Genomic DNA, 23,651 nt, shown 5'->3' on the forward strand with positions numbered 1-23,651 from the left:
TCACTGTTCTAGCCGCACAGAAGTCAGGTCGTACCACTCCTCGCTCGCCGAGACGAATCCCGAGACATAGGGGGCAAGGACGTACGGTGCCTTGTCGTTGACGATGGGAACCAGGGCCGCGTCGTCGCTCACGATGTTGTTGGCCTCACGCCACCACCGGTCGGCTTCGTCCGGATCGAGCGCGGTGATCGCGTTGTGCATCGCCTTGTCGAGCGCGGGGTTGGCGTAGTAGCCGACGTTGGGTCCGTTGGGCGCCTGCAACTCCGAGGACGTCACGATGTAGAGCCAGTACGGGCTGGTCATGCCCCACGACATCTGGGCCATGCCGACACCGTCTTGCATACCCCGTGCCCACACGCCCAGATACGAGATCCACTCCTGGGTCTGGATGTGCAGGTTGATCCCGATCTCGGCGAGATTCTGCTGGATGAACTCGGCCATCTGGGCCGGCATGATCTGGCCTGAGCCGTCGGTCGAGGTGATCAGCGTGGTCTCGAACCCGTCGCCAAGGCCGACCGATGCCAGTAATTTCCTGGCCTTCTCCAGATCGCGTTCGTAGGCGTCCCTGCGCTCGACATAGCCGCCCGCCGAAAGGGCCTGAACGCCGTACGCCGGATTCACCGAGCCGCGCAACAGGTCTCGTGCCATGCCCTCGCGGTCGACGGCCAGGTTGATCGCCTCGCGCACCTCGGGTATCGAGGTGTAGCGGTCCTTCATGTTGAACGACAGATACCAGGTGTGCGGCGGCGTCCCCTCCGACAGCTGATAGCCCTCGTTGACGAGGTTGTCGATGCTGTCGGGGTTCGGCACCGCGATCATGTCGACGTCACCGGACCGCAGCGCCGCGGTCCGCGCCGACGGGTCGGGCAGCGGCCGGAACACCACGCCGTCGATCGCCGGGACCGTGCCCCAGTAGTCGTCGTTGCGTACGAGGTCGATCCGTTCACCGCGGATACGTTCTTTGAACTTGAACGGCCCCGTTCCCACCGGGTGGTCGGCGATGTCGTCACCGTAGGTCTGCAGCGCGGTGGGGCTGATGATCGCCGTCGAGCCGTTACCGCCCTGCGCGAGCATCCGGAGAAACTCCGAGAACGGCTGCGTCAGGCGGACTTTGACAGTGTGATCGTCGACGGTCGTTACCGAATCGACGAACTTCCAGACGAAGCTGGTCTGACCGGCCGCCCTGGCCGAGTACATCGGGGAGTTCTTGTCCCACATCCGGCGAATGTTGTACTCGACCGCTTGCGCATCGAGCGGTGTGCCGTCATGGAACTCGACGCCGCGACGGATGTGGAAGGTGTATTCGAGGCCGTCGGCCGAGATGTCCCAGGATTCGGCGAGACCGGGCCGCAACGGCGGAACCGTCGCCTGCTCGGACGGGATGCTCAGGTCCTCATCGACGAGCGGTTCGAATATCTGACGATTGATCCGCCACGTCACCCATCCGCCTGCCACCTGCGGATCGAGGATGTCGGCCTCCGACTCGATCGCGATCACGAACACGTTGCCCGTGTGGACAGGTCCGCGCGAGCAGCCGGCCAGTGAGGCGATCCCGACGATCGCGCTTACACCGACTGCCAGTAACCGTAAAACCAAGCGCCGCATTCGTCGTCGCGGCTCGTCCGTCATCCGTGGATCCTCCGGGCGTGGTCGGCGATGCCGTCGGAGTACGTACTGCGCCGCGGCGAGCAGTGGTACCCAACGAGTTCGATGTCAACCGTAAGGACTGCAACGGCCCAGGCGGAATACGTCATCCGACGTAATATTCGCCAAAACTACTGTCTTACAGATAGTTACGCCGACACACGAATAGCACGGATGGCCACCTCCGGCCACCCGTGCGATGGGACCGCGGCCGGTTAGAAGCCGGCCCCGCTGAGCCGCGGCGGCGGTACCGCGGTCATGGTGTGCATGTGATTGACGAGTTCGAGTTCCGTGGCCTGCACCGCGGCTGCCACGCGGTTGGCCACGCCGAGCTTCCGCAGCACGCGCTCGACGTGGGTGCTGACCGTCCGCGGCGACAAGTAGAGCCGGTCGCTGATCTCCGCGTTCGACAGGCCACCGCGCAGGAGGGCGAGGATCTCTTGTTCCCGAGGTGTCAGCCGGGTATGGGCCCTCGCCCGCACACGAGCCACGTACTTCGTGAACAGCGGCCGCACCTTCTCCACCAGGTCTCTGCTGCGCACGGTGAACTCGGGCCGCTCCATGTTGGCCTGGCACATTCCGACCACATCGCCGGCCCCGTCGTGCAAGACCATCAGAAACCCGTTGCTGAAGCCTTCGGGACGCAGTACTTTCGCGCCGCTGTACGAGTCGGCGAACTCGGGCACGTCGACCCAGTCCCACACCCGCGTGTGATCGGCGAACTGCCGCGAGAACTCGGGCTTGGCCTGGATGTCGGAGCTCAGATACCCCGCGACGGCATCGGAGTACCCAACGGATTTGACCAGGCTGAACCCTTTCGAGCCCGGCGTTTTGTAGGCGAGGAGAAACGTGTCGAAGCGCGCCTCCATGCGCAGGAAGTCGATGGCACCGCGGACGCGAACACCTGTGTCGGTGGAAGCCATGTCAGCGGCAATCGCAGCGAAGTCCCTTGGCTCGATGGCCGCCATCGTCATGTCGTCGCTCTCCTCCCACGTAACAGCCCGCGTATACGTAGTCGACTACGGCTGAGGGTCGAGAACGTTCAGGGACTGTTTCCTCGCCGTTACGCCCCACGTGACATGCCCCACACGCCCTACTCGCTCGTTCCTGTTCGGACCATCCGAATTCGCCTGCCGGCGTTGGCGTTCCGTAACGAACCGGAGAATACTGGCGCATGTTCGTAACATGGTTGTCATGGTCAAGGCAGTGTTGTTCGACTTCTCGGGGACGTTGTTCCGCCTTGAAGAGGATGAGAGCTGGTTCGCGGGAATCGCCGTCGACGAACGCGAGGTCGACGGGCATGTGCAGGCCGAGCTGATGCGGCGGCTCACCGCGCCGACCGGACGCTCGGTGCAGATGAGCGACGAGCAGTACCACGCCTGGGTCAACCGCGACCTGGCGCCGCACCTGCACCGCGAGGCGTACCTGCATGTGTTGCGCGAATCCGGGCTCACCGACCACCACGCCGAAGAGCTGTACGCGCGGGTCATCGACCCCGACAGCTGGACCGCGTACCCCGACAGCGCAGCTGTGCTGAAAACCCTTAAAAGACAAGGCATCAAGACCGCGATCGTGTCCAACATCGCGTTCGACGTCCGGCCCGCGTTCGCCGCGATCGGCGCTGACGACGACGTCGACGAGTTCATCCTGTCGTTCGAGGTCGGCGCGGTCAAACCCAACGCCGCGATTTTCACCACGGCACTGGACCGGCTCGGGGTCGCCGCGCAGGACGCACTGATGGTCGGCGACAGCGAGGAAGCCGACGGCGGCGCGAAGGCCGTCGGTTGCCAGTTCGCCCTCGTCGACCCGCTGCCCACGGCCGAGCGGGCTGACGGGCTGCAGACGGCGCTGACAGGATTCGGGATCCAGGCCTAGGCTGGCCGCATGGCAGCCGAACGTATCCGGCCACCGTGGTGGCTCAAATACGTCAACAAGGTGATGATCGGGCTGAACAAGCTCGGCGTCGGCGGCGACAAGGGTCCGATGGTCTTGACGGTGCCGGGCCGTAAGTCGGGTAAACCACGCTCGACCCCGGTGACGCCGATGACCGTCGATGGAAAACGCTATGTCGTCGGCGGCCTGCCCGGTGCCGACTGGACGGCCAACGTCCGCGCCGCCGGTGAGGCGACTGTGCACCACGGCCGCCGCGCCCAGCGGGTCAGGATGGTGGAAATCCCCGCTGAGCAGGCACGACCGCTCCTGCGCGAATTTCCCATCCTGGTGCCCACCGGCGTCGGCTTCATGAAGAACGCGGGGTTGGTCACCGGGCCACATCCGGACGAGTTCGAAGCCCTCGCCGGCCGCTGCCCGGTGTTCCGGCTCGATGCGGTGTAACCGCGCCTACAGGTGCGGCGCCTCCTTGATCTTGCTTTCCTGCTTGCCCGCCGTCTGACAGAACGTCTGGACCGACAGCCGCGTCCCGGTGATCTCCAGCTGCGCCGCGTCGGTGCCCTTCTCGTCCTTCAGCATCTTGGCCACCGCATCGTTCTGCGTCTTCTCGTCTTGGCCCAGGAAGTCTTCACAGGTGGTGTCACCGCCGGTGACTGCGGGAGAGCATCCCGCGAGCAGTACGCCCGCGACCAATCCCGAGAACAACACGCCTGCTGACCGCTTCATTGTGGCCTCTCCTCGTCAGGTGATGCGCGGCGCGCACCATCGCGGCTCGTTTCATACCCGCCAAAGGTGCCGATGAAACTCCGTTCCGTCGCCGCTCTACAGTCGAGCAGGTGAGCAGCAACCCGTTCGACCCCACGGTTTGGGAGCCAGTACCCGGCTTCGACGATCTGACTGACATCACCTACCACCGCCACATCGCCGACGGCGCGAAAAAGCCGACGGTGCGCGTGGCCTTCGACCGGCCCGAGGTACGCAACGCTTTTCGCCCACACACGGTCGACGAGCTGTACCGGGTCCTCGACCACGCCCGCATGTCCCCCGATGTCGGCGTGGTCCTGCTGACCGGCAACGGACCTTCGCCCAAGGACGGCGGCTGGGCGTTCTGCTCGGGCGGCGATCAGCGTATCCGCGGCCGCACGGGCTACCAGTACGCGGCAGGGGAAACCGCCGAGACGGTCGATCCGGCGCGCGCGGGCCGACTACACATCCTGGAGGTGCAGCGCCTCATCCGGTTCATGCCCAAAGTGGTGATCTGCCTGGTCAACGGGTGGGCCGCCGGGGGCGGGCACAGCCTGCACGTGACATGTGACCTGACCCTGGCCAGCCGCGAGCATGCCCGGTTCAAGCAGACCGACGCCGATGTCGGCAGTTTCGACGGCGGCTTCGGCAGCGCCTACCTCGCACGCCAGACCGGTCAGAAGTTCGCGCGCGAGATCTTTTTCCTTGGCCGCGCCTACGACGCCGAGACGATGCACCAGATGGGCGCGGTCAACGAGGTCGTCGACCATGCCGACCTCGAGAAGGCCGGCCTGCAGTGGGCCGCCGAGATCAACGGCAAGTCGCCGCAGGCTATTCGGATGTTGAAGTTCTCGTTCAACCTGATCGACGACGGGCTCGTGGGCCAGCAGGTATTCGCTGGTGAGGCAACGCGTTTGGCGTACATGACCGACGAGGCCGTGGAGGGCCGCGACGCGTTCCTCGAGAAGCGCGACCCCGACTGGAGCGGCTTCCCGCGCTACTTCTGAGTGATTTGTGCACGTTTACCGGCGCTGACCGCCGGTAAACGTGCACAAATCACTGGGCCTCGGCCGCGCGGCGGGTTTTGAGGAGGCTGATGACCGTTGTGACCGTCAACGTGGCGACGATGAACAGCAGCGACGTCACGGTGCCGATCTCGGGCAGGTGAAATGACCCGAACTCGTCGAGGCGCGAACCGTGCAGAGCCTCGATGATGAGTTTGAGACCGATGAAGCCAAGGATCACTGCCAGGCCCTTGCTGAGGTACACCACCTTGTCGAGCAGGCCGCCGATCAGGAAATAGAGCTGGCGCAGCCCCATGAGGGCCAGCGCGTTTGCGGTGAAGATGATGTAAGCGTCGCTGGTCAAGCCGAAGATCGCCGGGATCGAGTCCAGTGCGAACACCACGTTGGCCATGCCGATCGCCGCGATGACGATAACCAGCGGGGTGAGCATGCGCCTGCCGCGGGCCCGGGTGATCAGCTTCCGGCCGTCGTAGTCGTCGCTGATGGGCAGGACTCGGCCAAGGAACCGCACGGCGGCGTTGTTGTGGAAGTCCGGCTCGTCGTCGGAGTCCTCCATGGCCAACTGGATCGCGGTGTAGACCAGAAACCCGCCGAGGATGTAGAACACCCAGCTCGCGGCCGCGATGGCCGCGGCGCCGGCGAATATGAACACGGCCCGCATCACCAGCGACAGCACGATCCCGATGTAGAGCACCTTGTCCTGCGCCAGTGCCGGTACCGCGAAGCGGGCCATGATGATCATGAACACGAACAGGTTGTCCACGCTCAGGCTGTATTCGGTGATGTAGCCGGCGATGAACTCCTGGCCCGCCTGCCCAGGCAGGAATATGAACAGGCCGGCCGCGAACAGGGCCGCGAGCGCGATGTAGACCAGCACCCAGCGCACCGCGTCCTTGGTGGTGACGGTCTGTTGTCGCCGCGCGATCACGGTCAGATCCAGGACAATGATGGCGAGCAACACCGCGACGGTGACAACCCAAACCAGCGGCGAGACAACAGAAACCACGATCAACCTCCGGACAGCATGAAGCAGCGGTCCGGAGGTCTCTTCCGCCCTCGGCCATGGGCCGGGACCGGCGCCGCCGGGTCGGCCATGGGGCCTTCCGTGATGACGACGGCGCCGCGCGAGGAATACTCCCCTCCACGAACTCGTCGAACTATAGCGGGTTCAGACGTGAAACCCTTGCCCCACAGCGCTTCCCAGGAATCTGCCAGGAATGTCCCAGCAACTTCAGAGGCGGAACCGCGTCTGACCGTGCGGTGATTTCGCGAATGCGAGCACTTTGACAGGCGCCACCCGATACACGATGGCCGCCTCGCCCTCGGGGTCGAAAACCTCGTCGTCACAGTCGAAATCCCAGTCGTCGCCGTATTTGGCGCGGTAGGTGTCGGCAAGCGCAGTCAACTCGTCGCGTCCAGTGACCCGAGAGGCCGCACCCTCGACGACCACGTCGAGCCCGGCGTTCCACGTGTTGGCGCCGGTCGTGACGACGACGGCTGTGCCCGCCTGCAGGTTGCGCGCCTTCTGCTCGGCGGGCCCGGTGCAGAACACGAAGCTGTCATCGACCCAGACGCCGACCAAGGGTGTCACGTGTGGCCTGCCGTCGGCGCGGACGGTGGTCAGCCAATACAGACCCGCTGTGGTGAGCGCGTCGGCAGCGGCCTGCCACTCGGTGGGCTGGGTCGCTTCACTGAATCGCTGGTCGAGAGTGCCGGTGATCGTCATACCGGTACAGACTGCCCAAATTCGGCGAACTCATCACTGCGAACAGACAAAAATACCGGCCACCTAAACTCGCCGCATGAGCAAGAACCCGCTGCGCATGCTGTCCGACCAGCTGCTGCTGACCAGCATGCGGCCGCCCTTGACCGAACGTCTGCAGGGCCGCGACGACATCGACATCGCCGGTAAGCGCATCCTGCTGACGGGTGCGTCGTCGGGCATCGGTGAGGCCGCAGCCGAGAAGTTCGCGGCCCGCGGCGCCACCGTGATCGCCGTCGCGCGCCGTCAGGAACTGCTCGACGCGCTCGTCGAGCGGATCACCGCCAAGGGCGGGGACGCCCGCGCTCACGCCGTCGACCTGGCGGATATGGACGCCGTCGACGGCCTGGTCGCGAAGGTAGAAGCCGACCTCGGCGGCGTCGACATACTCATCAACAACGCCGGCCGCTCGATCCGGCGCCCACTGGCCGAGTCGCTGGAGCGCTGGCACGACGTCGAGCGCACCATGACGCTCAACTACTACTCACCGCTGCGGCTCATCCGTGGATTGGCGCCCGGCATGCGCGAGCGCAGGGACGGCCACATCATCAACGTCTCGACCTGGGGCGTGATGAACGAATCGTCACCGCTGTTCGCGGTGTACAACGCGTCCAAGGCCGCCCTGTCGGCGGTCAGCCGGGTCATCGAGACCGAGTGGGCCGCGGTGGGTGTGCACTCCACGACGCTCTACTACCCGCTGGTGAAGACACCGATGATCGCACCCACCCGCGCCTACGACGGGTTACCCGGGTTGTCGGCCGAAGAAGCCGCCGACTGGATGGTGACCGCGGCCCGCACCCGGCCCGTGCAGATCGCGCCGCGCATGGCGGTGACCGCCAAGGCGCTCAACACGGTGGCACCGGGCCTCGTCGACGCGGTGATGAAACGTCAACGGGTCCAGCCGGTCTAGGGTTGGGTGATGGTGCGGGGCGGCAGTCCCAACGACCGGACGTGTTCGGCGATCGCACCGAGATTGGTCGTCCACACGTCGGTGTGATCGAGCACGTGGCGCATCAAGCCGTCGAGTTCAGCTGCGCGCGAAGCTCTTCCAGATAGGAACGGGTGATTGGTCAGCACCCAGCACGCACCGCGGTGGCGCAGCGCGTCGAACTCGAGCTGCCAGAGCTCGCGCGCCTTGCGCGGGCTCTCGATCAGGCCGCTGCCGGATATGTCGGGCAGGTAGCAGTACTGCTCCCAATCATCGAGGGCCCATTGGATCGGGATCTCGACGAGCGAACCATCACCCACCGCGAGCTCATACGGGTGGTCGGCATCCATGAGGCTCGAGTCGTAGAGAAACCCCCGCTCGGCGAGCAAAGACGGGGTTTGCCAGGATAATTCCCACATCGGTGCGCGGTATCCCGTCGGTACCACACCGGCGACTCCGGCCAGCGCCTCCAGACCGCGGTCGAGCGCCTCGACCTCTTCGTCGAGCGTCAGCTGCGCGGGCGGTTCGTGCAGATAGCCGTGGTGAGCGACCTCGTGTCCGGCGGCGACGATGCTGCGCACCGCATCGGGATAGCGGTGCGCGGTGTGACCCGGCACGAAGAACGTCGCGGGGATCTGGTGGCGTTCAAGCAGATCGAGAATGCGTGGTACACCCACGAGCGGTCCGTAGGCCTGATGCGACATCACGCTCATGCGCGCCGCGACGGCGTCGTTGCCCCACAACACCGCCGACTCGGCGTCCACGTCGAAGGTGAACGCGGCGGCCGCCGCTTTACCGTTGGGCCAGGTGAATTCAGGCATCATCGGCCATCAGGGTGATCAGCTCGTAGGCCAGGTTGGCGGCGGCGACCGCCGTGGTTTCGGCATTGTCGTAGGCCGGCGCCACTTCAACGACGTCAGCGCCGACGATCTGCAGACTGCGCATGGCGCGCAGCACCGCGACCAACTCGCGGCTCGTCATGCCGCCGATCTCCGGCGTTCCGGTTCCCGGCGCGAACGCCGGGTCGAGCACGTCGATGTCGATGGACACGTACACCGGATGCTCACCGACGCGCTGCCGGATGCGGTCGATGACCCCGTCGACGCCGATGCGGTCGATATCGCGGCAGTGCACGATGGTGAACCCGAGCGACTCGTCGTCGAGCAGATCGGCCCGGTCGTAGAGGGACCCGCGAATCCCGATGTGCGCGGAGTGGTCTTTGACGAGCAGACCCTTCTCTGCGGCAAGGCGAAACGGAGTTCCGTGCGTGCACGGCGCCCCGAAGTAGGGGCCCCAGGTGTCGAGATGGGCGTCGAAATGCACGAGCGCGACCGGGCCGTGCACCCGGTGCATGGCCTGCAACGCGGGCAGCGCGATGGTGTGGTCACCGCCGAGGGCCACGACTCGCTTCTTCGGCGTGGTCACCAGCCCGGCGATGCCTTCCCGCACCTCGTCGACCGCCACACCGATGTCGAACGGATTCGCGGCAATGTCACCGGCATCGACAACCTGGGCCGAGGCGAACGGACTGACGTCGAGCGCCGGGTGGTACGGCTTGAGCAGACGCGACGCCTGCCGGATCGCGGCGGGGCCGAACCGGGCACCCGGGCGGTAGGTGACGCCGCTGTCGAACGGCACCCCCACGACCGCGATGTCGTAGTGCTCGACCTCATGGCGCTGCGGCAGCCGCGCGAACGTCGCGATCCCCGCGTACCGCGGAACCGCTTGCGCATCGACCTGTCCGACATTGCCCGTCGCCGACCGCGCATACGGCTGGCTTTCCACCTGCTCCCCTTTCGTCATACCCGCGCCCGGGTCGATCCGCCGTTGCAAGAGATGACCTGGCCGACAACGGCTTCCACGTCGAAATCGGCCAGCAACTCCACGGCCGCCGCGATCTCGTCAGGAGAACCGATGCGGCCCAATGGGATCGACTTCGCGTACTGCTGCTGCACGGCCGCGAGGCCGACCCCCGCGGCATCGGCGTCGACCTGAAGCTGCGGTGTATCGGTGACGCCCGGCGCGACCGCGTTGACGATGATCCGTTCCTGGGCGAGCTCGCGTCCCAACGTCTTGACCAACGCGATCAACCCGGCTTTCGACGCCGCATATGCGGTGGCCTCCGGCCAGCCGGTGACGCCCCATTCGCTCGCGATCACCACGATGCGCCCCTGCCCCAGCCCTCGCATGTGAGGCAGGACGGCCTGGATCAACTGGAACGTGCCGCCGAGATTCGTGTCGATGACGCGCCACCAGTCCCGCTCGTCATGCTCGAGCAGCGGAGCCATGGTCATGTAGGCGTGATTGGCGACGAGAATGTCGAGGCGGCCTGCCGTCGCGGCCACGCCGTCGACGATGCGCGCGCACGCGTCCGGGTCGGACACGTCGCCGATCGCGGTCAGGCCGCCGATCTCGGCGGCAAGTGCGTCGAGCTCTGCGGAGCCGTGAATGTCGTTGACCGCCACCGTCGCTCCCGCAGCGGCCAGGCGGCGGGCATGTGCGGCACCCATGCCCTGCGCCGCGCCGGTCACCAGGGCGACGCGGCCGTGAAGTGAGGTCATATCACCGCTCCCGAGTTCACGTTGACGACGTCGCCGACCGAGAACGTGGCATCACACACCAAATACTCGACACAACGCGCGACCTCGGCCGGCGACGTCAGCCGGCGCAGCGGCAGGGTCGCGAGATAATCTTCAGCGCGCCAAGGTGAATCGGCGGCCAGCAGGGGTGTGTCGGTCGGCCCGGGCGCGACGGCGTTCACGCGCACTCCGCGGTCGGCGACCTCGGCGGCCAGGCTGCGGACCAGCCCGATGATCGCGCCTTTGGCGGCGGCGTAGTGCGAGTCCTGATCGCCGCCGCCGACCGCGAGTTCGCTCGCCACCGCGACCACCGCGCCTGATCGCCGTTCGAGCATGTCGGGCAGACAAGCCCTGGCCGTGTTGAACAGCCCGCCGACGTGAACGCGCAGCATGCGGTGCCAAGCCGGTGCGGTGATCTCCGAAACCGGCGTCATCTCGTAATGGCCCGCCGAGGTCACCAGCGCCGAGACCGGTCCGAGTTCGCGGCGAATCTCTGCCACCGCGCCGGCCACCGCGGTGCCATCCGAAACATCCACCCGCACAACGTGTTCTGCGGCCGCCCCGCCACTGAGGTCGAGTGCGCCGACCAGGTAGCCACGACGCTGCAGCGCGCCGACCACAGCGGCGCCGATACCGCTGGCGCCGCCCGTGACGACCGCTACCGGTGCCGTCGTCATCGACCGGCCACCGTGATGTCAGCGTGTTCGTCGGCCGCTTCGATGTCGTCGATCACGGCCGCACTGACGATGCGGTGCCGCACGGTCAGCAGGATCGCCAGGCCGAAGACGAACAGCACCGCCACGGCGATCCACACCGACCAGTCCAGATACCGCTGCTCGTAAACCGCACGCGGCCAGGAGATGTTGAGCATCTGCAGAACCGCCCACACCGCTGCCACCACGGCGACGGGGATCGTCGCACGCCCGAGCGAGAAGCTCCCGTCGGTCCAGCCGCGGCGCAGCGCGACCACGACGAAACCGATCAGCGGAAACAGGAAGGCCAGGTAGAAGCCACCGGACGTGAAGTTGACCATGAGCGAGTAGATGTCGCCCGCGACGATGCTGAGCAGGAAGAGCGCACCGCCGATGACGGTGGTGACGAGGATGGCGACGACGGGGATGCGGGCCTTGCCGCGCAGCCGGGCCAACGCAGCCGAGGCAGGCAGCGCGCCGTCCCGCGCGTACGCCCAGATCACTCGCGAAGCCGACGTCTGCAGCGCCAGGAAGCTCGCGAGGAACCCGATCACGAACAACACCTCGACGGGCTTGGCGATGCCGTGTCCCAGTGCGGCAGTGAGGGTTTCGTACACCGGGTCGGCAATCGAACCGGCGACGACCGCATCGAGATCGGGGATGGCAAGGATGATTGCCAGGCTCGAATACGCCACCACGACCGCGATGAACGTCAGCGAGAACAGCACGGCCTTGGGAAGATCGCGACGCGGTTCATGGACTTCCTCGGCGATCGCCCCCGCGCTTTCGAAACCCACGAACGAGAACCCGATGAACGCCACCGCGATCAGGAACGGCCCGCCCAGGTACGCCCACAGGTCGATATCGGGTCCGCCGCCGTCGAACAACACCGACAGCGAGTTCTGCCGGTGGAACAGCAGAAGCCAGGTGCCCAGGCCGATCGAACCGATGACCTCGGCGACGATGCTCGCGGTCATGAACGCCTTGAGCGCACCGCGCCCGACGAGGTTGATGGCCGTCCCGCCGATGAGGATCACGAGCGCGATGACGGCCCGCAAGCCGCCCGACGGTGACTCGACGCCGGCGATGTTGGCGACGAAGCCCGCGGCGCCGAGTGCGACGGTGGCCATCGCGATCACCAACGTCCACATGTAGGTCCAGCCGGCGAACCACCCGTAGGACGTGCCGAGCAGCCGCCGCGACCACTGATAGATGGAGCCCTCGAGCGGCCAGCGCGACACCAGCATCGCGAATACCAGGGCCACCAACAATTGACCGGCGAACACGAGGGCAAAGCCCCACCAGAAGCTGGGGCCCGCGGCGGCCAGTGCGAGGCCGAAGATCGCGTAGAGCGCGACGATCGGCGAGATGAACGCAAACGCGAACGCGAACGCCGACCAGAGCGAGAATTCGCGGCGCAGAACCTGCGAGCCGTCGGGTGAGGACATCGGGTGCTCCCTTGATTCGGTTGGAGGAACTATCACGCCGGCACCGCGCGACCGCCAAGCGTTTGGAGCGAAGACGCTGCGAACACACCATCGCCGAACCCCGCCATTGGAGGATCGAACAACGGACCGCGGCGCACGCGTGACGGCGGCGTTACGCTCGGTCCATGTCGGACCGCAGCGACGTCGCGCCGACGCTGCGTGATCTGCTCGAATCGAATCTGGGATTGCTGGCCCCTGAGACCGGCACCGGTGACCTCGGGCGGCCGGTCAGCTGGGCGCACACCACCGAGTTGCGCGATCCGACGCGATACCTGCGCGGCGGCGAGTTGGTGTGCACGGTGGGCATCAGTCTGCAGACACCACAGGACTGCCAGGCGTTCGTGGAGGCACTGGGGCGGGCTGACGTGGGCGGGCTGTGTTTCGGCGTCGGCGACGTGCACGACACGGTTCCCGACGCGCTGATCGCCGCGTGTGCCCGCGGGCATCTGCCACTGCTCATCGCCCCGCCGAACGTGCCGTTCGCGACCGTGAGCCGGTATGTCGCCGATTTCCAGGTCGGCGGCGAGATCGCCGTCGCGAGGGCGACCAATACCCTTGTTCCCGAACTACTTTCGTCGCAGCGTCGGCGTGAATCGGTGCGTCAGCTACTGGATCGGGCCGGTCAGTTGCTCGGCTGCTACTTCCTGCTCGAACCCGATGGTGAGCCCGAGGCCGGGGCTACCGCGGTGCCGGTCGAGGGCCTCGGCACGTTGGTGTGGGTGGGCAGCGGCGATCCGCCGGAAACGGCGCTGCTTGAGGTCATCGCGCGGTTCGCGCAGGCCGCACAGGGCGAACGTGACATCGAATCGGCCCTGGCTCGCGAACGTGTCGGCCAGTTGCTGTCACTGGTCGAACGACGCATGCTGCTGCCGGGCGCGCTCAACCAGCTACTGGAGTGGCCGGGCCTCGCGGCGCGCGAGGTCGCGTGCTCGGCCTGGCCCGCAGGCGCGGGCGCCCTGCTCTCGATGGCGTTTCCCACCACGCTCGTCGGCGATGCACCGGAAGTCTGCCTGGTGCTGACCGACGAAACCGATGAGCTGACCGCGGTCGCGGCCGAACTGTCGCTGCCGTCCGGGCATTCGGCGGCCGCGCCGCTGGCCGAACTCGGCTCGGCCATCACGCAGGCCCGCATCGCGCTCGACCTCGCCCAGCAACACGGGGGCAGCATCGGACCGGATCAGCTGAGCACGTTCGACAGCCTGCTCGAAGGGCTGCCGCTCAATCGGCTCGCCCCGTTCAAGCATCAGCTCATCGATCCGCTGGACCAGATCGATCACGATCGCGGGACCCAGCACGTCCGTACCTTGCGGGTCTTCCTGGCCACCAACGGCTCGCTGATCGACACGGCCCGTGAACTTTTCCTGCATACCAACACCGTGCGGCACCGGTTGTCGCGCATTCACGAGATCACCGGACGCAACCCGCTCAATTTCGACGATCAGGCCGCATTCGCCATCGGACTGCGGGCCAGTGACCGGGCGCGCCGGATGCCGGGCCGCCAGGACTGATCCGTGTCGCGGCCCCGCCAGGGCAGTGCGCGATGGTAGACAGTCAGCTATGGAGATCCTGGCCAGCCGGATGCTGATCCGGCCGGTCGATTACCCGAGATCGCTGGAGTTCTACCGCGACGGTATCGGGCTGGCCATCGCCCGCGAATACGGTGCGGGCACGGTGTTTTACGCCGGGCAATCGCTCATCGAGATCGCCGGCCACCACAGCCCGACCGAATCCGGCTCGTTCCCGGGGGCGTTGTGGCTGCAGGTGCGTGACGTGTATGCCACGCAGGCCGAACTCGAGAGCCGCGGCGTGCCGATCGCGCGGGCTGCGGCGCACGAACCGTGGGGTTTGCACGAGATGCACGTGATCGACCCCGACGGCGTCACGCTGATATTCGTCCAGGTGCCCCCTACTCATCCGCTGCGCCGCGACGTCAGGGACTGACGGGGAGACCGTCGTGGCGAAATCGGTACTGGGCCGTGGCACCGCGCGCGCACGGGTACTGGAGGCCGCGCTGACACTGTTCGGGGAGCACGGTGTCAGCGGCACCACGCTGCAGATGATCGCCGACAGCATCGGCGTCGGTAAAGCGTCGGTCTACTACCAATTCCATTCCAAGGAAGACATCGTGGCGGCCGCGGCGCAGCCGATGTTCGACGACCTCGCGCGCGTGGTGGCGATCGCCGACGCCGTCCCCGACCGGGCCACCCGCCGGGAGATCAGCATCACCGGCCTCATCGAGCTGAGCGTGCGGCACCGCAGGCTGGCTGCGGTGCTCACCGGCGACCCGGCGCTGGAGAGCTTGATCCAGTCACGCGAGGACCTCGCCGAGACGACCCAGCGCTTCACCGACCTGCTGCTCGGTGGGGCACACGGGCCTGCGGGCAGAGTCGTCATCTCCATGGTCACCAACGGCATCTATGCCGCCGTGACCGACAAGAGACTCCGGGACGTCAGCGACGAAGACCTGCTCAGGCCGCTGCTGGAGGTGGCACAGCAATTGTTGCGCACCACTTCGTATTTCGAGTGAGCGTTACCAGGTCCAGACGGTCGGATCGGCGGCCGGGTAGGTCGCGCAGTTCTTGGTGCCGTGCGCGACGACGCCCTTGTTGTTGAAGAACAGCTTCGCCCAGTTCGGCCAGCGCCAGGACATCTGCTCGTAGAAGGCGTTGGTGGCCGTGTTCTCCGAGTACTGGCGGCGGCCCGCGTAGTCCAGGGAGAAGAACCAGTAGATGCGATCGCGGGCGCCCTGCTGATCGGCGACAGGCTTGTTCTTGTAGTCGATCATGTAGCGCTCGTAGTACACCGGATTGGTGTCCCGTACCGCGGCCATGTACTGGTCGACGGTGCAGGTGGTCCTGAGCATGTTGCTCGGGATCGGGTACTCGTCGGTGGCATCGGCGGCCGCGACGCCCGGTGTGAACGCCAGTGTCGTGGAGGCAGCGGCCGCAGCCAAACAGGTACCGATGGATTTCTTGCGAAGCATGGGGTTTGGCTCTCCTCAGCGTTGTTCGGCGGCGCGCTTCAGCGCGGGCGCCTGTTCCGGGCAGTAGGTCGGTATCGCGCCTCCGACGAACTGCCAGGCCTGGTCCGTGGTGGTGTCCTTGTCGAGCTGGGCGTGCACGAACTTCGCCGACGCGAACGCATCCGCGTCAAGGCCGTTGCGCAGCCGCTTGCACATGATCTTGGCGATCCAGGCGTTGTAGTCCTTCTGCCCGTAAATCCCGTGGACGTGCAACTGCTCGGCGAACTCCTGATCGGGATCGGCGTGTGCCACCGGCGTTGCAGCGCCCATCGGTCCCGCCGCGACGGCAATCACCGCCGCCGCCGCGATTGCTCCGCGCTTCATCCAGGAGATCGGCATCAGACCAGAGACTCCTGTGGGTGACGCTGAATCCGGGGCCACGGTTGCGGTTTCGGCCGGGACCGCACCCGCTGTGGCCACCAGAACCATCTGCCGAGCAGCGCGGCGATCGACGGCGTCATGAACGAGCGGATCACCAGGGTGTCGAACAGCAGACCCAGACCGATCGTCGTACCGACCTGGCCCATGATCGTGAGGTCGCTGACCGCCATCACCATCATCGTGAAAGCGAAGACCATGCCCGCGGCGGTCACGGTCGAACCGCTGCCGCCCATCGCCCGGATCATGCCGGTGTTCAGCCCGGCATGTATCTCCTCTTTGAGCCGCGAGACGACCAGCAGGTTGTAGTCCGCACCGACGGCCAACAGGATGATCACCGCCATCGGCAGCACCATCCAGTGCAACTCGATGCCCAGTATGTGCTGCCACAGCAGCACCGAAACCCCGAATGACGCCCCCAGCGAGAGCACCACCGTGCCGACGATCACCGCGGCGGCGACGATCGCGCGGGTCAGCAGCAGCATGATCAGGAAGATCAAGCAGATCGCGGCGATCCCGGCGATCAACAGGTCGTACTTCGTGCCGTCGGCCATGTCCTTGAACGTGGCCGCGGTGCCACCGAGGTAGATGGTCGAACCCTCGAACGGCGTGCCCTTGATGGCGTTCTTGGCCGCAGTCTTGATCGCGTCGATCCGCTCGATGCCGTCGGCGGACATCGGATCACCCTCATGGTTGATGATGAACCGCACCGCGTGCCCGTCCGGGGAGAGGAACTGTTCCATACCCTTTGCGAAATCCGGGTTTTCGAACGCTTCAGCCGGCAGATAGAACGAGTCGTCGTTCATCGCCTCGTTGAAGGCCTTGCCCATCTCGGTCGAGGTTTCCTGCATGATGCGCTGCTGCTCCTGCATACCCTGCTGGGTCTGCTGCATGGTCAGCATCATCTCCCGCATGCTCACCATGGTCTGCTTCATCTCCGGCATGATCGCGATCATCTGCGGCATCAACTCGTTGAGCCGATGCATCTGCGGCATCATCTCGTTCATGTCCGTGGTCATCACGTCCATGCCGTCGATGACGTCGAAGACCGACCGCAGCGACCAGCACATCGGGATGTTGAAGCAGTGCGGTTCCCAGTAGAGGTAGTTGCGGATCGGCCGGAAGAAATCATCGAAATTGGCGATGTTGTCGCGCAGTTCCTCGATGTTGGCCACCATGCCGTCCATGGACGCCACCATTTGGCTGGTGGTGTCGGCCATCTGCTCCGTGATCGCCTGCATCCGATCCATGTTGTCGATGGTCTTCTGCATGTCGGCGACCTGTTTGGTCATATCGGCGGTGCGGTCGGCGTTGTACTTCTCGTTCAGCCGCTGCAGGGTGCCCTGCTGACTGATCATGTACGGGATCGTCGTGTTCTCGATCGGCGTGCCGTCGGGTCGGGTGATGGTCTGCACCCGGCCGATGCCGTCGACCTGGAAAACGGCCTTGGCGATCTTCTCGATGACCAGGAAGTCCGCCGGATTCCGTAGATCCCGGTCAGTTTCGATCATCAGCATCTCCGGGTTCAACCGCGACGGCGAGAAGTGCCGCTCGGCCGCCGCATAGCCCTGGTTGGAACTGATGTCGTCGGGCAGGTACAGACGATCGTTGTAGCTGGTCTTGTAACCGGGCAGCGCCAGCAGGCCGATGAGCGAGACCGCGATGGTGGTGATCAGGATGGGGCCGGGCCATCGGACCACCGCGGTACCGACCGAGCGCCAACCACGCACGCGCATCGAGCGCTTGGGGTCGAGGAACCGGCCTGCGATGGTGACGATGGCAGGACCGAACGTCATCGCGGTGACGATGAGCACCAGCATGCCGATCGCAAGCGGCACACCGAGGGTCTGGAAATACGGCAACCGGGTGAAGCTCAGGCAGAAGGTGGCGCCCGCGATGGTCAGGCCGGATCCGACGATGACATGTGCGGTGCCACCGAACATGGTGTAGTAGGCCGACTCTCGATCCTCGCCGCTACCGCGAGCCTCCTGGTAACGGCCGACGAAGAAGATCGCGTAGTCGACGGCGATGGCGATCGCCAACGTGACCAACAGCCCGGTCGCGAAGGTCGAGAGGCCGATGATGTCGTAGTAGCCCAGGAATGCCACCGCACCACGGACCGTCAACAGACTGACCACCACCATCAAGAGGATCAGCACTGTCGTCATGATCGACCGGAAGATGACGAGCAACATGATGATGATGACCAGGAAGGTCAGCGCCTCCACCATCCGCATGCTGCCGTGGCTGGCCTCGGTCTGCTCGGCGGTCATCGCCGCGGAACCGGTGACGAAGACCTCGACACCCTCGGGCGCGGGAATGCTCTCCACCATGTGCTTGACGGCTTCGACGGATTCCAGTGACAGCGACTCGCCCTGATTGCCCGCCAGGTTGGCCGAGACGTAGACGGCCTTGCCGTCACCGCTCTGCACACCGGACGCGGTCAGCGGATCGCTCCAGAGGTCCTGCACATGCTCGACATGCTTGGTGTCGGCCCGCAGCTTCTCGATCAGCTCGGAGTAGTAGCGGCGGGCGTCGTCGCCCAGCTTCTCCTGCCCTTCAAGGACGATCATCGCCGAGCTGTTGGACTTGTATTCGTCGAACACCTGCCCGATGCGCTCGGTGGCGATGACCGCGGGCGCCTCCTTCGGGCTCATCGACACCGACCGCATCTCGCCGACCGTCTCGAGCTGCGGCACCGCGATGTTCAAGAACGCGGCGATGGCCACCCAGATCAGGATGATCGGAATGGAAAGTTTGCGAAGTACGCGGGCGATCCGTCCGAAGTGTGCGCTCTCGTGCGGCGCCTTGGTGGTGATGGGCCCGGTGGGCGCGTCCGCGTGCGCGCTCATGCGGACTTCACGATGCAGAAGGTCTGGACATTGGTACCGGTGACGCTGCGCTCGTCCTTGACCTCACCGTCGACGATCACCCGGCACCCCAGGAAGTCGGTCTTACCCTGTGCCACGATGTTGGCCGCGGCCGACGGCTCGGTGGTCTGCAACGTGATGGACCACGGCAGGATGGCGCTGTCGACTCGCTGCGGCTCGCCCTCCAGATCCACATAGTTCACATCCACGGCAGCCCCTTCCGGACCAAAGATCTCGTACGTCAACACTTTTGGATCAAACGGTTCCGGATCGTTCGCGAACTCCACCGGTGTGGTCAACGGCGGATCAGATGCGAACACGCCGCGGACACGATCGACGGCAAACCCCGCTACACCGATCACCGCCACGGCAACCAGGGGCAACCACACCCGCTTGAGCAATTGCATCGCCGCTTCCTCCCGCACTGCCGCCGTCAGCCATCAATCGCACAAGTTATACAAGCGGCCCACTTGAAACAAGCCGAGCGGCTAACTGATCTTGACTACACAGCTAGACGATGCTTAGCCGTCTGGTGAACTGGATCACTGCGCCGCGACCGAGTCGGCCAGCGCACACCGGTCGGCGGCCACGGATTGATCAGCGTCGCCGCGTGCCGGCACAAAAAAATCCCGGCCCTTGCGGGCCGGGATTCAACGGAAAGGTGTTGTCAGCGCACGGGGGTGGCCAGCGGCCAGCCGACCGAGGCCAGCCGAGACGCGACCTGGTGGATCTCTTCGGGATTCGGTTCTTTCTCGATGATCTTGTGCACGGCGTCGCGGATCTCGCCGTCGGTCACCGGGGTATCACCGTCGTTGGACCGCAGGATCGCCTGGGCGGCCTGCACGACCTCGTCCTCGGACAGCGAGCGCTTCAGCAGCGCCAGGAGGGCGAAGTAATCCTTCGGCGGCACACCCTCGGGGTAACCCTTGTGCAGCCACGTCAGCACGTTGTCCATGTAGCTCTCGGTCATGGCGTCAGCTCACTTACCCGGAAGGAACGGGACGGGGTTGAATCCGAAGTGGTGAATGATCGTGGCCTTCGTGATCCACAGGATCGCGATCACGATGACTGCGGCGACGAAGGCGAACAGCACCAGACCGAGCACCTTGAGCGCCGGGTTGGCCGCCTGAACCGTGCCGTCCTCATGGGTGCCGCCGGCCCCGTTGGAGTAGGCCACGAGCCCGAGGGCGAACACCGCGGGCAGCCCCGCGCCGAGGATAAGCCCGACCACGAGAACCTTGAGGATGGATTCCAGATAGATCATCAGTGATTCCTTATGTCGGGTGATCTAGACGGCGGCTTTGTCGGCCTTGGTGGCCTCGCGGACATCTGCGGGCACGACCGAGTTGGTGGTGTCGTCCCAATCGGCGTTGACGTTCTTGTGGTCGACCTTCTGCTGCTGGGCGCGCCACCACATGTAGAACGAGAGTCCGACCAGGATCAGGAAGATCAGGCCGTCGCCGGCGAGCGCGGCACCGGTGATCGACTCGACGCCGTGCGACAGCCAGAACGACAGCGCACCGACGAGCCCGGCGGCGGGCAGTGTGATCAGCCAGGCCATTGCCATGCGTCCGGCCACGGCCCAGCGCACCTCGGCGCCGGGCTTGCCGACACCGCTGCCGAGGATCGACCCGGTGGCGACGTGGGTGGTCGACAACGCCATACCGGCGGCGCTGGAGCTCAGGATGATCGCGGCCGAGGATGCCTCGGCGGCGAGGCCCTGCGGTGACTCGATCTCGACCAGGCCCTTGCCCAGGGTGCGGATGACGCGCCAACCGCCGATGTAGGTGCCGAGGCCGATGGCCAACGCACAGGACGCGATGATCCAGAACGGCAGGCCGTTCTCCTTCACATCACCGGTCAGGTGCCCGGTGGTGATGAGCGCGAGCGCGATGACGCCCATCGTCTTCTGTGCGTCGTTGGTGCCGTGCGACAGCGCGACCAGTGAGGCGGTGGCGATCTGGCCCCAGCGGAAGCCTTCCTCACGACGCTTCTTCAGCACATTGCGGGTGATGCGGTAGACGAGCCAGGTGCCGCATGCTGCCACCAGGCAGGCGATGAACGGCGCGGCGACCGCCGGGATGAGCACCTTCTGGACGACGCCCGACCAGTTGACGCCGGCGAGACCGATCGCGGCCAGGCCCGCGCCGATCAGCCCGCCGAAGAGCGCGTGCGACGAGCTGGACGGGATGCCGAAGAGCCAGGTCAGCAGATTCCAGAGGATGCCGCCGATCAGGCCGGCGAAGATGATCGTCAGGCCCGTGGAGGCATCGATGCCGGATACGAGCGACCCCGTCTTGCTGTCCTGGATCTTGAGGACCGACGTGGTCACCGTCACGGCGACCTCGACCGAGAGGAAGGCGCCGACGAGGTTGAGGATGCCCGCCAGGATCACGGCGGTTTTGGGCTTAAGCGCACCGGTGGCGATCGACGTCGCCATCGCGTTTCCGGTGTCGTGAAAGCCGTTGGTGAAATCGAAGGCCAATGCTGTTGCTATCAGCAACACCAGAATGATCAGCTCTGCGCTCATGGCGCTAATTTTGGGGCCGTCGATGCGTTTTTGACTAGCCGGAAGCTTGTCTAAATGAGGCCTCTAACCTGCGCCTTCAATTGAGCCCGCGATGTGTTCATTCAGTGTTCACTTGGCCGCCCCGGCATGTTCGCCACAGTTGCGCGCCCTCACGGCTAAAGCCTGGGAGTTGGCTGTGAACCGCACTCGCGGCGGGCATTACGATCAGTGAGTCTTTGGTGCATCCAGGTACATCCAAATGATCGCTCCCCGTGCGCTTCCACATCAGGAGTTTTCGCAGTGAACGCATTTCTGGCCAAAATTGCGGCCTGGCTCAATGCCGGGTACCCGGAAGGTGTACCCGGGCCCGACCGGGTGCCGTTGCTCGCTCTGCTGACCCGGCGTCTCACCAATGACGAAGTGAAAGCCGTCGCACAGGACCTCATCGATCGCGGAGAGTTCGACCACATCGACATCGGTGTGCTGATCACCGAGATCACCGATGAGCTTCCCCGCGACGAGGACATCGAGCGGGTGCGCCAGCGCCTGGCCGCGCAAGGCTGGCCGCTGGACGATCCGCGCCCCGACGAGGGCGAGAGCCAGGCCGGAGGCCCGCGATAGCCCTCCTGCGCCCGGTCCCCGTCACGGGCGACTCACTGTTGCCCGTCCTCGCCGATCTGCTCGCCGGCCGCGGATCGGCGATCCTTCCGACCCCACCTGACGACGATCGCCAAACAGAGCTTCTCACAACGACTTTGCGGGCCGGCGAACCGATCGACGAAGACGTCGCCGTGGTCGTGTCGACGTCGGGGACCACGGGCGCGCCCAAGGGGGCGATGCTCACGCGCGAGGCGTTGACCGCGAGCGCAGAAGCCACCCACCGGCGACTCGGCGGGCCGGGCCGATGGCTGCTGGCGCTACCCGCCTATCACGTGGCGGGCCTCCAGGTCCTGGTGCGCAGCGTCGTCGCCGGCACCAGCCCCATCACCATCTCCCCCGCATTCGAACCCGCCGAATTGCCCTCGGCGGTAGCGGCGCTGGGGTCCGGGCGCCGATACGCCTCATTGGTCGCGGTGCAGCTCGACAAGGCCCTGCGTGACCCGGCGGCGTGCGCGGCATTGGCCGATCTCGATGCGGTGCTGATCGGTGGAGGGCCGATGCCCTCCGGTGTGGCCGAGCGCGCCGCGACAGCAGGGGTGACGGTGGTGCGCACCTACGGGATGAGTGAGACCGCGGGCGGCTGCGTGTACGACGGCGTGCCGCTCGAGGGCGTCACCGTGCGGTTGGAGGATTCCAGGATCGTGCTCGGCGGCGCGACGATCGCCAAAGGTTACCGCAACCCCGTCACCCCCGATCCATTCGCCGAACCCGGCTGGTTTCGCACCGATGACCTTGGTGCCGTGGATGATTCAGGGGTGTTGCGCGTGCTGGGCCGCGTCGACGACGCAATCAGCACGGGCGGTCTCACCGTCCTTCCGCAGCTTGTCGAATCGGCTCTGGCCACCCACCCCGCGATCGCGGAATGTGCGGTGTTCGGCGTCGCCGACGAGCGGCTGGGGCAGCGCGTCGTCGCCGCGCTGGTGTTGACCGCCGGCACCGAACCTCCCGAGCTCGCAGACCTACGAGCCCACGTGGCACGCACCCTGGACGCCACGGCCGCACCACGCGAGATCCACGTCGTCGACGAGCTTCCTCGGCGGGGCATCGGCAAGATCGACCGCCGCGCGCTCACCGCACAATTCGGTTAAGTGCAGCAATTCGGGTCGAGCACCACGCACAGCGCTTGCAAGGCGTCGGGCCGTGCCCGGTGGAACACGTTCATGCCGCGGCGATCCGAGATGACCAGCCCGGCTTTGCGGAGCTGGCCGAGGTGGTGGCTGACGGTCGATTCACTCAGGCCGAGCACCGCCGCCAGGTCGCCGCTGGTCTCCTCCGCGGCGGCCGAGCTGAACAGGTAGGACATGATCTTCACCCGAACCGGATCGGCGATCGCCTTCAGCCGCATCGCGACCTGAAGGGCGTCCTCATCGCTGATCGGGCCCGCCGCCACCGGCGCGCAACACACCGGGGCGGACATGTCGATCACGGGCAGCGCTTTCGGCATGAACCCATCCTGCCAGC

Annotated in this window: 27 protein-coding genes; 9 read left to right on the top strand and 18 right to left on the bottom strand. The window is 65.8% G+C overall.

Going from position 1 to position 23,651, the window contains the following annotated elements; genetic code table 11:
- Both ACRCUN_RS00640 and ACRCUN_RS00645 read right to left on the bottom strand, forming a co-directional pair.
- Window positions 1–1,629, bottom strand: coding sequence for an ABC transporter substrate-binding protein (locus ACRCUN_RS00640; RefSeq protein WP_462139729.1), 1,629 nt, complete (start codon window positions 1,627–1,629; stop codon window positions 1–3).
- Between the two features lie 230 nt (window positions 1,630–1,859).
- Window positions 1,860–2,618, bottom strand: a complete 759-nt coding sequence (locus ACRCUN_RS00645) for a response regulator transcription factor (protein WP_462139730.1) — start codon at window positions 2,616–2,618, stop codon at window positions 1,860–1,862.
- Between the two features lie 211 nt (window positions 2,619–2,829).
- Here ACRCUN_RS00645 and ACRCUN_RS00650 point away from each other — a divergent pair, with 211 nt between their 5' ends.
- A complete protein-coding gene (locus ACRCUN_RS00650; protein ID WP_462139731.1) occupies window positions 2,830–3,519 on the top strand; it encodes an HAD family hydrolase in 690 nt (229 codons plus the stop codon).
- Between the two features lie 9 nt (window positions 3,520–3,528).
- Window positions 3,529–3,978 (top strand): nitroreductase family deazaflavin-dependent oxidoreductase, encoded by a 450-nt coding sequence (locus tag ACRCUN_RS00655; RefSeq protein WP_462139732.1) that lies wholly within the window; start codon window positions 3,529–3,531, stop codon window positions 3,976–3,978.
- A gap of 6 nt (window positions 3,979–3,984) precedes the next feature.
- On the opposite strand, the gene ACRCUN_RS00660 is transcribed toward ACRCUN_RS00655, so the two are convergent.
- Window positions 3,985–4,260 carry a hypothetical protein gene (locus ACRCUN_RS00660; protein ID WP_462139733.1) on the bottom strand — a complete coding sequence of 92 codons (276 nt, stop codon included), beginning with the start codon at window positions 4,258–4,260 and terminating at the stop codon, window positions 3,985–3,987.
- A 110-nt stretch (window positions 4,261–4,370) separates the two neighbouring features.
- On the opposite strand from ACRCUN_RS00660, the gene ACRCUN_RS00665 reads away from it, so the two are divergent.
- Window positions 4,371–5,285: a 1,4-dihydroxy-2-naphthoyl-CoA synthase gene (locus ACRCUN_RS00665; RefSeq protein WP_462139734.1), complete on the top strand. Its 915-nt coding sequence runs from the start codon at window positions 4,371–4,373 to the stop codon at window positions 5,283–5,285.
- A gap of 49 nt (window positions 5,286–5,334) precedes the next feature.
- Here ACRCUN_RS00665 and ACRCUN_RS00670 read toward each other — a convergent pair whose 3' ends face one another.
- Window positions 5,335–6,309: a TerC/Alx family metal homeostasis membrane protein gene (locus tag ACRCUN_RS00670; RefSeq protein WP_462139735.1), complete on the bottom strand. Its 975-nt coding sequence runs from the start codon at window positions 6,307–6,309 to the stop codon at window positions 5,335–5,337.
- Between the two features lie 225 nt (window positions 6,310–6,534).
- Complete coding sequence (locus ACRCUN_RS00675; RefSeq protein WP_462139736.1) at window positions 6,535–7,029, bottom strand: pyridoxamine 5'-phosphate oxidase family protein; 495 nt, start codon at window positions 7,027–7,029, stop codon at window positions 6,535–6,537.
- 76 nt (window positions 7,030–7,105) lie between these two features.
- Here ACRCUN_RS00675 and ACRCUN_RS00680 point away from each other — a divergent pair, with 76 nt between their 5' ends.
- A complete protein-coding gene (locus ACRCUN_RS00680; protein WP_462139737.1) occupies window positions 7,106–7,975 on the top strand; it encodes an SDR family oxidoreductase in 870 nt (289 codons plus the stop codon).
- Here ACRCUN_RS00680 and ACRCUN_RS00685 read toward each other — a convergent pair.
- The 5 genes from ACRCUN_RS00685 to ACRCUN_RS00705 are packed head-to-tail and all read right to left on the bottom strand — an operon-like array spanning window position 7,972 to window position 12,712.
- Window positions 7,972–8,814 carry a polysaccharide deacetylase family protein gene (locus ACRCUN_RS00685; RefSeq protein WP_462140100.1) on the bottom strand — a complete coding sequence of 281 codons (843 nt, stop codon included), beginning with the start codon at window positions 8,812–8,814 and terminating at the stop codon, window positions 7,972–7,974. The genes ACRCUN_RS00680 and ACRCUN_RS00685 overlap by 4 nt on opposite strands.
- Window positions 8,807–9,796: an agmatinase gene (gene speB / locus ACRCUN_RS00690; protein WP_462139738.1), complete on the bottom strand. Its 990-nt coding sequence runs from the start codon at window positions 9,794–9,796 to the stop codon at window positions 8,807–8,809. Before speB ends, ACRCUN_RS00685 begins: the two co-directional genes overlap by 8 nt.
- Window positions 9,793–10,554, bottom strand: a complete 762-nt coding sequence (locus ACRCUN_RS00695) for an SDR family NAD(P)-dependent oxidoreductase (RefSeq protein WP_462139739.1) — start codon at window positions 10,552–10,554, stop codon at window positions 9,793–9,795. The genes speB and ACRCUN_RS00695 overlap by 4 nt, the downstream gene beginning before the upstream one ends.
- Entirely contained in the window at window positions 10,551–11,249 is a 699-nt protein-coding gene (locus tag ACRCUN_RS00700; protein WP_462139740.1) for an SDR family NAD(P)-dependent oxidoreductase, read from the bottom strand. Before ACRCUN_RS00700 ends, ACRCUN_RS00695 begins: the two co-directional genes overlap by 4 nt.
- Window positions 11,246–12,712: an amino acid permease gene (locus ACRCUN_RS00705; protein ID WP_462139741.1), complete on the bottom strand. Its 1,467-nt coding sequence runs from the start codon at window positions 12,710–12,712 to the stop codon at window positions 11,246–11,248. Before ACRCUN_RS00705 ends, ACRCUN_RS00700 begins: the two co-directional genes overlap by 4 nt.
- Window positions 12,713–12,876: 164 nt before the next feature.
- Here ACRCUN_RS00705 and ACRCUN_RS00710 point away from each other — a divergent pair, with 164 nt between their 5' ends.
- Genes ACRCUN_RS00710 through ACRCUN_RS00720 form a run of 3 tightly spaced genes read left to right on the top strand, consistent with a single transcriptional unit; the run spans window position 12,877 to window position 15,278 of the window.
- Entirely contained in the window at window positions 12,877–14,259 is a 1,383-nt protein-coding gene (locus ACRCUN_RS00710; protein WP_462139742.1) for a PucR family transcriptional regulator, read from the top strand.
- Window positions 14,260–14,308: 49 nt separating this feature from the next.
- Window positions 14,309–14,692, top strand: coding sequence for a VOC family protein (locus ACRCUN_RS00715; RefSeq protein ID WP_462139743.1), 384 nt, complete (start codon window positions 14,309–14,311; stop codon window positions 14,690–14,692).
- Between the two features lie 13 nt (window positions 14,693–14,705).
- On the top strand, window positions 14,706–15,278 hold the full coding sequence (locus ACRCUN_RS00720; RefSeq protein ID WP_462139744.1) for a TetR/AcrR family transcriptional regulator: 573 nt from the start codon (window positions 14,706–14,708) through the stop codon (window positions 15,276–15,278).
- Between the two features lie 3 nt (window positions 15,279–15,281).
- On the opposite strand, the gene ACRCUN_RS00725 is transcribed toward ACRCUN_RS00720, so the two are convergent.
- From ACRCUN_RS00725 to ACRCUN_RS00755, 7 genes are all read right to left on the bottom strand, one after another.
- Window positions 15,282–15,734: a DUF5078 domain-containing protein gene (locus tag ACRCUN_RS00725; RefSeq protein ID WP_462139745.1), complete on the bottom strand. Its 453-nt coding sequence runs from the start codon at window positions 15,732–15,734 to the stop codon at window positions 15,282–15,284.
- Window positions 15,735–15,749: 15 nt separating this feature from the next.
- Window positions 15,750–16,097, bottom strand: a complete 348-nt coding sequence (locus ACRCUN_RS00730) for a DUF732 domain-containing protein (protein ID WP_462140101.1) — start codon at window positions 16,095–16,097, stop codon at window positions 15,750–15,752.
- A 14-nt stretch (window positions 16,098–16,111) separates the two neighbouring features.
- Entirely contained in the window at window positions 16,112–19,003 is a 2,892-nt protein-coding gene (locus ACRCUN_RS00735) for an MMPL/RND family transporter (RefSeq protein ID WP_462139746.1), read from the bottom strand.
- The gene (locus ACRCUN_RS00740; RefSeq protein WP_462139747.1) at window positions 19,000–19,428 is read right to left on the bottom strand and encodes an MmpS family transport accessory protein; all 429 of its coding nucleotides are present in this window, start codon (window positions 19,426–19,428) and stop codon (window positions 19,000–19,002) included. The genes ACRCUN_RS00735 and ACRCUN_RS00740 overlap by 4 nt, the downstream gene beginning before the upstream one ends.
- Before the next feature lie 260 nt (window positions 19,429–19,688).
- On the bottom strand, window positions 19,689–19,991 hold the full coding sequence (locus ACRCUN_RS00745; protein ID WP_462139748.1) for a DUF3349 domain-containing protein: 303 nt from the start codon (window positions 19,989–19,991) through the stop codon (window positions 19,689–19,691).
- Window positions 19,992–20,000: 9 nt separating this feature from the next.
- Entirely contained in the window at window positions 20,001–20,285 is a 285-nt protein-coding gene (locus ACRCUN_RS00750; protein ID WP_462139749.1) for a hypothetical protein, read from the bottom strand.
- A gap of 24 nt (window positions 20,286–20,309) precedes the next feature.
- Window positions 20,310–21,551, bottom strand: a complete 1,242-nt coding sequence (locus tag ACRCUN_RS00755; protein ID WP_085147482.1) for an inorganic phosphate transporter — start codon at window positions 21,549–21,551, stop codon at window positions 20,310–20,312.
- 279 nt (window positions 21,552–21,830) lie between these two features.
- Between ACRCUN_RS00755 and ACRCUN_RS00760 the strand changes: the two genes are divergently transcribed.
- Window positions 21,831–22,151: a DUF3349 domain-containing protein gene (locus ACRCUN_RS00760; protein WP_462139750.1), complete on the top strand. Its 321-nt coding sequence runs from the start codon at window positions 21,831–21,833 to the stop codon at window positions 22,149–22,151.
- 35 nt (window positions 22,152–22,186) lie between these two features.
- Window positions 22,187–23,278 carry an o-succinylbenzoate--CoA ligase gene (gene menE, locus ACRCUN_RS00765; protein ID WP_462140102.1) on the top strand — a complete coding sequence of 364 codons (1,092 nt, stop codon included), beginning with the start codon at window positions 22,187–22,189 and terminating at the stop codon, window positions 23,276–23,278.
- Here menE and ACRCUN_RS00770 read toward each other — a convergent pair.
- The gene (locus ACRCUN_RS00770) at window positions 23,275–23,634 is read right to left on the bottom strand and encodes an Rv2640c family ArsR-like transcriptional regulator (RefSeq protein WP_462139751.1); all 360 of its coding nucleotides are present in this window, start codon (window positions 23,632–23,634) and stop codon (window positions 23,275–23,277) included. The two genes, menE and ACRCUN_RS00770, sit on opposite strands and share 4 nt — an antisense overlap.
- Window positions 23,635–23,651: the final 17 nt, after the last annotated feature.

The organism is Mycobacterium venezuelense, from assembly GCF_054919535.1.

Excerpts from the sequence above, each read along its gene's own strand:
- ACRCUN_RS00660 (WP_462139733.1), bottom strand. The coding sequence starts at position 4,260 with ATGAAGCGGTCAGCAGGCGTGTTGTTCTCGGGATTGGTCGCGGGCGTA.
- ACRCUN_RS00750 (WP_462139749.1), bottom strand. The coding sequence starts at position 20,285 with ATGATCTATCTGGAATCCATCCTCAAGGTTCTCGTGGTCGGGCTTATC.
- ACRCUN_RS00695 (WP_462139739.1), bottom strand. The coding sequence starts at position 10,554 with ATGACCTCACTTCACGGCCGCGTCGCCCTGGTGACCGGCGCGGCGCAG.
- ACRCUN_RS00640 (WP_462139729.1), bottom strand. The coding sequence starts at position 1,629 with ATGACGGACGAGCCGCGACGACGAATGCGGCGCTTGGTTTTACGGTTA.
- ACRCUN_RS00685 (WP_462140100.1), bottom strand. The coding sequence starts at position 8,814 with ATGCCTGAATTCACCTGGCCCAACGGTAAAGCGGCGGCCGCCGCGTTC.
- ACRCUN_RS00755 (WP_085147482.1), bottom strand. The coding sequence starts at position 21,551 with ATGAGCGCAGAGCTGATCATTCTGGTGTTGCTGATAGCAACAGCATTG.
- ACRCUN_RS00735 (WP_462139746.1), bottom strand. The coding sequence starts at position 19,003 with ATGAGCGCGCACGCGGACGCGCCCACCGGGCCCATCACCACCAAGGCG.
- ACRCUN_RS00730 (WP_462140101.1), bottom strand. The coding sequence starts at position 16,097 with ATGAAGCGCGGAGCAATCGCGGCGGCGGCGGTGATTGCCGTCGCGGCG.
- speB (WP_462139738.1), bottom strand. The coding sequence starts at position 9,796 with ATGACGAAAGGGGAGCAGGTGGAAAGCCAGCCGTATGCGCGGTCGGCG.
- ACRCUN_RS00700 (WP_462139740.1), bottom strand. The coding sequence starts at position 11,249 with ATGACGACGGCACCGGTAGCGGTCGTCACGGGCGGCGCCAGCGGTATC.
- ACRCUN_RS00715 (WP_462139743.1), top strand. The coding sequence starts at position 14,309 with ATGGAGATCCTGGCCAGCCGGATGCTGATCCGGCCGGTCGATTACCCG.
- ACRCUN_RS00655 (WP_462139732.1), top strand. The coding sequence starts at position 3,529 with ATGGCAGCCGAACGTATCCGGCCACCGTGGTGGCTCAAATACGTCAAC.
- ACRCUN_RS00650 (WP_462139731.1), top strand. The coding sequence starts at position 2,830 with ATGGTTGTCATGGTCAAGGCAGTGTTGTTCGACTTCTCGGGGACGTTG.
- ACRCUN_RS00745 (WP_462139748.1), bottom strand. The coding sequence starts at position 19,991 with ATGACCGAGAGCTACATGGACAACGTGCTGACGTGGCTGCACAAGGGT.
- ACRCUN_RS00710 (WP_462139742.1), top strand. The coding sequence starts at position 12,877 with ATGTCGGACCGCAGCGACGTCGCGCCGACGCTGCGTGATCTGCTCGAA.
- ACRCUN_RS00725 (WP_462139745.1), bottom strand. The coding sequence starts at position 15,734 with ATGCTTCGCAAGAAATCCATCGGTACCTGTTTGGCTGCGGCCGCTGCC.
- ACRCUN_RS00645 (WP_462139730.1), bottom strand. The coding sequence starts at position 2,618 with ATGACGATGGCGGCCATCGAGCCAAGGGACTTCGCTGCGATTGCCGCT.
- ACRCUN_RS00680 (WP_462139737.1), top strand. The coding sequence starts at position 7,106 with ATGAGCAAGAACCCGCTGCGCATGCTGTCCGACCAGCTGCTGCTGACC.
- ACRCUN_RS00770 (WP_462139751.1), bottom strand. The coding sequence starts at position 23,634 with ATGCCGAAAGCGCTGCCCGTGATCGACATGTCCGCCCCGGTGTGTTGC.
- ACRCUN_RS00705 (WP_462139741.1), bottom strand. The coding sequence starts at position 12,712 with ATGTCCTCACCCGACGGCTCGCAGGTTCTGCGCCGCGAATTCTCGCTC.
- ACRCUN_RS00675 (WP_462139736.1), bottom strand. The coding sequence starts at position 7,029 with ATGACGATCACCGGCACTCTCGACCAGCGATTCAGTGAAGCGACCCAG.
- ACRCUN_RS00740 (WP_462139747.1), bottom strand. The coding sequence starts at position 19,428 with ATGCAATTGCTCAAGCGGGTGTGGTTGCCCCTGGTTGCCGTGGCGGTG.